Origin of the sequence: Edaphosphingomonas fennica (assembly GCF_003034225.1) — a bacterium.
Classification (GTDB): domain Bacteria; phylum Pseudomonadota; class Alphaproteobacteria; order Sphingomonadales; family Sphingomonadaceae; genus Sphingomonas_E; species Sphingomonas_E fennica.
The window spans coordinates 1-4787 of sequence record NZ_PHHF01000002.1 but is presented as its reverse complement, the minus strand read 5'-3'; the positions used below and the strand labels follow the sequence as shown (position 1 = coordinate 4787).

The window sequence follows — 4787 nt, the reverse complement described above, 5'->3', positions numbered from 1 at the left end:
CCCGACGTTCCCCGCTCGCAGCAGCGCCAGTGGCCTGGTTTTGCGCCGCCCAATGGCCGGTTTTTGCTCCGCCGTTGACACCATAGGGGGCACATAGGCCGGATTCCACGCACAGCCGTTGTGAGCACATGGCCAGTGAGCACAGAGGACGTGCGAAGCGGTCAGATCTCTGCAGCGGGCCGTATCTACACTGTGGACCGAGGAGAAGGACATGAACGGAGGACCACCTTCGCGTGCTTTGCTCGTCGGTAGCGCCGTCGGCATCCGGCCCGAAACTGATGGAGTGGAGAAACGATCGACCCGGCGCCCATCGTCGCCCTTTCCGCTAGACCGGCCCTACGCACTTCAGAACCACCTGCCGAAGCCAGCGATGACCCGGATCGGCGTCGAGGCGCGGATGCCACATCATGCTGATGGTCAACTCAGGCGTGGGGACGGGTATATCGAAGCATACGACACCCCGCGCCTCTGTCCTTTCGTGCCGAACACACGAGCGTGGCACCAGCGCGACCAGGTCGGATCGTCGCGCGATGGCAAGCGCATCCACGAAACCCGGCACCACCGCAATGACGCGGCGCCGCAAGCCGAGGTCGTCCAGGGCCTCGTCCACCGGCCCCTCCCAAGCGCCTCGACGCGAGGCGGCGACATGCCCGCAGGCTGCATAGCGTTCCGGCGTGATTGGGTCGACGAGCAGCGGATGGTCGTCGCGCGCTGCGCCGACGAAGCGGTCTCGGAAGAGAAGCTGGCTGCGCATCTCTGGAGCGGAAGCGCCCGTCGTCCCGATCTCCAGGTCGATCGATCCATCTCGCAAAGGCGCCACCACCTTGTCGGGTTTGGGAGCGAAACGGAGCCGGACAAGAGGCGCCATTTCGACGACGGCTTCGACGATGGCGGAAGCGAAGAGCACCACGAACCCCTCGTTCGCGCGGATCGTGAACGTTCGGTCCAGAGACGCGGGCTCAATGTCTTTCGGCGCCGGCGCCAACACTGATCGTGCTTCCTGCACGGCGCGCTGGGCCCGTTCGCTCAGGCGTTCGGCGTAGGGCGTCGGCACGAGCGATCGTCCGGCCTGCACGAGAAGCGGATCGCCCGTCACGGACCGGAGACGGGTCAGCGTCCGGCTCATGGCGGATACGCTGAGACCCATCCGCCTGGCGGCGGACGTGACGCTACGTTCGGCGAGAAGCACGTCGAGAGCGGTCAGCAGGTTGAGATCGAGGGTGGCCATGGCCCGCAGCATAGCCGTTCGACCGGAGCAGCCATAGCGTCCTGTGCAATCGTCATTTGCATCCCATGCGTCTGGCGCCTTCCATACCTTCGCCCACATGATGGAGAGGCACGTTGAGGATCGACATCATGGCAAACAGTTCGCACCAGCAAACGCAAACCATCCTGCTCGTCGGAGCGTCGCGCGGCCTCGGGCTGGCGATGGCGAGTGAGCTCGTAAAGAGGGGGTGGCACGTCATCGGCACGGTACGCGAGGATGGCTCGACCGGGCTGCACGAGCTCGCCGACGCGCATCCGACCCAGGTCACGATCGAACCTCTCGATATCACCAAGCCCGATCAGATCGCGGCGCTCCGCGATCGGCTGTCGGGTCGGAGCATCGAGATGCTGTTCGTTAATGCGGGCACCGCCAACCGCGATCAGGGGGAAACCATCGCCGAGACATCGACCGATGAGTTCATGCGCGTCATGCTGACGAACGCGCTGGGCGTGATGCGGACGGTCGAGGGCCTCGAGCCGCTGGTCCGCCCAGGCGGCCTGATCGGCGTCATGTCCTCCGGTCAAGGCAGCATCGCGAACAACGAAAAGGGCGGCCACGAGGTCTATCGGGGGAGCAAGGCCGCGCTGAACCAGTATATGCGCAGCTATGCCGCCCGAACAGCAGCCGATCGCCGTCCGCTGGTGCTGATGGCGCCCGGTTGGATCCGTACCGACCTGGGTGGCCCGGACGCGACCTTCAGCGTCGAGGAAACCATCCCCGATCTGGTCGAAACCCTGCTCGTCCAGCAAGGCACCCCGGGCCTGCGCTTCATCGACCGGCACGGAAAGACCGTGTCATGGTGAATTCGCAGGGCTCGGACGTGAGCGATACGGGACCGTGCCTGAGGCTCATCGGCATTGAGGAGCATTATCTGACAACGGACGTCCGTGATGCCTGGGAGGCGATCGGACTGGCCGCAACCGACCCGAGCGTCGCGGTCCATTCGGGCGAGGTCGAGCGACGCCTGCTCGACCTGTCCGACGAGCGGCTCGCCCTGATGGACGAGACCGGCCTCGATGTTCAGGTGCTGTCACTAACCACCCCCGCGCTGCACGATCTGGGGCGGCAGGGCCTGGAGCTGGCGCGTCGCGCCAACGATGCTGTTGCAGAGGCCATCGCGCGCCGGCCGGATCGCTTCCAGACGCTCGCCGCCTTGCCGGTCGGCGAGCCGGAGGCGGCAGCGTTGGAGCTCGAACGCTGCGTTCGGACGCTCGGCTTCAAGGGGACGATGCTGTGCGGGCGCGTCGGGGAACGCAATCTCGATCATCCGGACCTGGCGCCCATCTTCGAGGCGGCCGCCGCGCTCGGCGCGCCGATCCTGCTCCATCCCCGCACGCCCACCATAGCGGTGCGATCAGCCTATTATTCCGGCTTCACGCCGGAGGTGGATGCGGCCTTCGCCATGTACGCACTGGGCTGGCACTATGATGCCGGCATTCAGTTCGTCCGGCTCATGCTCTCGGGTATCTTCGATCGCCTGCCCGGGCTTCAGGTCATCCTGGGTCATTGGGGCGAGATCGTGCTGTTCTACACCGAGCGTCTGGCGGCGCTGGACAGGGTGTCCGGCCTGGAGCATCCGATCGCGACCTATCTGCGCCGCAATCTCTACGTCACCGCCAGCGGCATGTTCAGTCCCGATTATCTTGCGCGAGCGGCGGCCATCGTCGGACCGGATCGACTGCTGTTCTCGACTGACTACCCCTACCAATATCGGCAGGGACGCGATGCCCGCCGGTTCCTTGCCGGGTGCGGCTTAAGCGATATGGAGAAGGCGGCGTTCGCCCACGGCAACTGGGAAAGGCTCACGAATGGCAGCGAAAGGCCAGTCTTGGCTTCGTCGTGACACCGGTCGAGAGGCACGATGTGAAGGCATGGGGCCCGCTATTCCGTGTGATCGCGCACGAGGCCAGAGCTCTGCTCGCGGATCGCGTCCCTGAGGCTTTCCGTGGCGGCTTTGTAGCATCTCAGTCGCATACTGAAGCGTTTGGCCGAAGGGCATCGGCGAACCATTCTCCAGTCGCCGCTGCCGGTGTATGGGTAGCTCTTTCCAACAGAGCCCAAAATACCCATGGCGAGTGATCAAACCTGGATTAGTGAAGGCGACGACAGGCTGAGGCTTGCCGAAGACCTTCGTCGTGCCGTGGGAACATTTGTTCGAAGCATCAGAACACAGTCGGACACTCCGACAAATTCTCAGTCCGAGACCCTGTCGATACTGGACAGAGGGGGCCCCCTGAGCGTTGCTGAACTGGCAGCGCGCCGCAATGTCAGGCACCAAAGCATGCGCCTCGTCGCGGCCAGCCTGGAAGAGAACGGACTGGTCGAGAAATTGCCGAACCCTGCCGATGGCCGCAGCCAGCTCATTTCCATTACTGCTGAAGGGCAGGCGGAATTATCCCGATCACGGGAGGCGAGGACGCGGAAAATTGCCGCCTTGATCGAGGAAAGGCTATCGGATCAGGAAAGGCAAGCCCTCCGGGCCGCAATCCGGATCCTCGATCGCCTCGCATAGTCTGAGCTACGAACCCTTCAGCGCGGCCAGGACTTGCGACAGCGTGTTCAGCCCCCAATGTTCCACATACCGGCCGTCATGAACGCGCACGATATCGATGACGTCGATCGAGACCTTGCTACCGGTCGCGGCAATCCCCATCAGGGTGCCAGAATGAACACCGCTGATTGTCTTGCGGGTCGTCACTTTGTCGCCCTCAGCGATCTGGTCATGGATCGTCACCTTCATGTCTGACAGCGCAGGACGAAGGATGTTCTGGAATGTGTTCCACATGCTTTGCGGACCGTTGGGCACTCCCGGCGGGGCAGCGTGATTGACGAAGCCCGGCGCTATCAGCGCCTGGAATTCTTCCTCGTTGCCTTTCTGAATGACTTCGACGTTGAAACGCCGAACCACTTCCTTGTTGTCGACGGCCATGACTGCTCCATCTCGCGTGGCTTATGTCCGATATATACAGTCACACTGTATTCTTGGCCAGAGGGAAGAAGCGGGTCTCGCCGAGGCGAACAACCGCCTCCATCCGATGGCTATGCTCCCTCCGCCACGGCCAAGCCGCTACGCTTGTCACTTCGGCTATACTGCCTCGGGGAGCAGCCCATGGTTCTTTTGAAGGCGGCACCGAAGGCGCTTTCGGTTTCGTAGCCGAGCGACGAGGCGATTGCAGCGATGGACTGGCGCGTGTTGGAGAGCCTGTCGCCGGCGAGCAGCATGCGCCAACGGATCAGGTAGTCGATGGGGGAAAGGCCGACCTTACGCTTGAACCTCACAGCGAAGGTTGTCCGGGACATTCCGACGTGACGAGCAAGCTCCGGCAACGTCCATGGCCGGGCGGGTTCGGCATGTATGGCCGCGATCGCCGCGCCGATCTGGTTGTCAGCCAAAGCTACCAGCCACCCACCGCCGCCATTGGCCGCATCCGACAAATGAAGGCTGTAGCGCGACGATTACGGAGTCCGGTCGGCGTCAATTTTGATGGCCGATAGGTGGCCGCGCCGGTTGGTGAATTCT

At 63.5% G+C, this 4787-nt stretch carries 6 protein-coding genes; 3 read left to right on the top strand and 3 right to left on the bottom strand.

Going from position 1 to position 4787, the window contains the following annotated elements:
- Positions 1-325 precede the first annotated feature (325 nt).
- The gene (locus CV103_RS00800; protein ID WP_107393629.1) at positions 326-1228 is read right to left on the bottom strand and encodes a LysR family transcriptional regulator; all 903 of its coding nucleotides are present in this window, start codon (positions 1226-1228) and stop codon (positions 326-328) included.
- Between the two features lie 113 nt (positions 1229-1341).
- On the opposite strand from CV103_RS00800, the gene CV103_RS00795 reads away from it, so the two are divergent.
- From CV103_RS00795 to CV103_RS00785, 3 genes are all read left to right on the top strand, one after another.
- Positions 1342-2070 carry an SDR family oxidoreductase gene (locus CV103_RS00795; RefSeq protein WP_245896589.1) on the top strand — a complete coding sequence of 243 codons (729 nt, stop codon included), beginning with the start codon at positions 1342-1344 and terminating at the stop codon, positions 2068-2070.
- A complete protein-coding gene (locus CV103_RS00790) occupies positions 2064-3110 on the top strand; it encodes an amidohydrolase family protein (protein ID WP_245896588.1) in 1047 nt (348 codons plus the stop codon). The genes CV103_RS00795 and CV103_RS00790 overlap by 7 nt, the downstream gene beginning before the upstream one ends.
- 225 nt (positions 3111-3335) lie before the next feature.
- The gene (locus CV103_RS00785; protein WP_107393626.1) at positions 3336-3779 is read left to right on the top strand and encodes a MarR family winged helix-turn-helix transcriptional regulator; all 444 of its coding nucleotides are present in this window, start codon (positions 3336-3338) and stop codon (positions 3777-3779) included.
- A 6-nt stretch (positions 3780-3785) separates the two neighbouring features.
- Here CV103_RS00785 and CV103_RS00780 read toward each other — a convergent pair whose 3' ends face one another.
- Together CV103_RS00780 and CV103_RS00775 are read right to left on the bottom strand one after the other, a co-directional pair.
- The gene (locus tag CV103_RS00780) at positions 3786-4196 is read right to left on the bottom strand and encodes an ester cyclase (protein ID WP_107393625.1); all 411 of its coding nucleotides are present in this window, start codon (positions 4194-4196) and stop codon (positions 3786-3788) included.
- 110 nt (positions 4197-4306) lie between these two features.
- Positions 4307-4660, bottom strand: a complete 354-nt coding sequence (locus CV103_RS00775) for a helix-turn-helix domain-containing protein (RefSeq protein ID WP_211314316.1) — start codon at positions 4658-4660, stop codon at positions 4307-4309.
- Positions 4661-4787: the final 127 nt, after the last annotated feature.